This is a genomic window from Pseudoalteromonas sp. NZS37, from assembly GCF_015864265.1.
GTDB lineage: Bacteria > Pseudomonadota > Gammaproteobacteria > Enterobacterales > Alteromonadaceae > Pseudoalteromonas > Pseudoalteromonas arctica.
This window is the reverse complement of the sequence record NZ_JADYXL010000064.1, coordinates 1-712: the sequence shown is the minus strand read 5'-3', so window position 1 is coordinate 712 and position 712 is coordinate 1. Positions and strand designations below refer to the sequence as shown.

General features: G+C 62.8%; 1 protein-coding gene. It reads left to right on the top strand.

What is annotated here, in order from left to right:
- Positions 1 to 712: hypothetical protein (locus I6F47_RS20430; protein WP_197184475.1), on the top strand; the 712-nt coding region annotated here is incomplete at both ends.

Sequence of the window (712 nt, the reverse complement as noted above, 5' to 3'; positions counted from 1 at the left end):
GTTGACATCCTGCGGCCGTTCCCGGCTGCGAACTCCTTGGTGGTTTCCTTCCGGGCGCTCGGTAGTTGGTACACCATCCAGGACGACGGTCTCGGCAACCTGACGGGCACGGGGGTTGGCACCGTCAACTACGACAACGGCTCCATCGCCGTAACGTTCCCCTCGATGCCAGACGTTGGCTCATCCATCATCTACTCGTGGGGTGAGAAGTCTGCGTACACCAACCGATCTGCCGCCATCGGTTTTCGGATGCCCGAATTGTCGTGGACCGTACCGCACTCCCCCTTGGAACCAGGGTCCGTCGTCGTGACCTGGGAGTCTGGGGGTGTGTTGAAGACCGCAACCGACAACGGCACAGGCGGTTTCACCGGAGACGCTACAGGCAGCATCACGTACAACAGCGGGTTCATCTCCCTCAAACCTTTGGCGATGATCGACCCAGGCGGCGAGTTCAACACCGAATACGCCTACACGTCGGCCCGCAGCGAGAGTTTCGCCGGCCTTAGCCCCGACGCCGGCGGTTTTGTGACCATCACCTTGAGCGAACCGCCCCTGGCTGGGACCATCACCGCCCGTTGGATCACGGTGCGCAACGTCAGCAACAGCAGCGGGACCAGCGATCTGGTGAGTGAAAGCAGCACGGAGATCGAGTACAACGGCGCCGTGATCGTAGACCCGCCGCGCTCTGGCGGTGGGGGCAGTACCGGCGGGG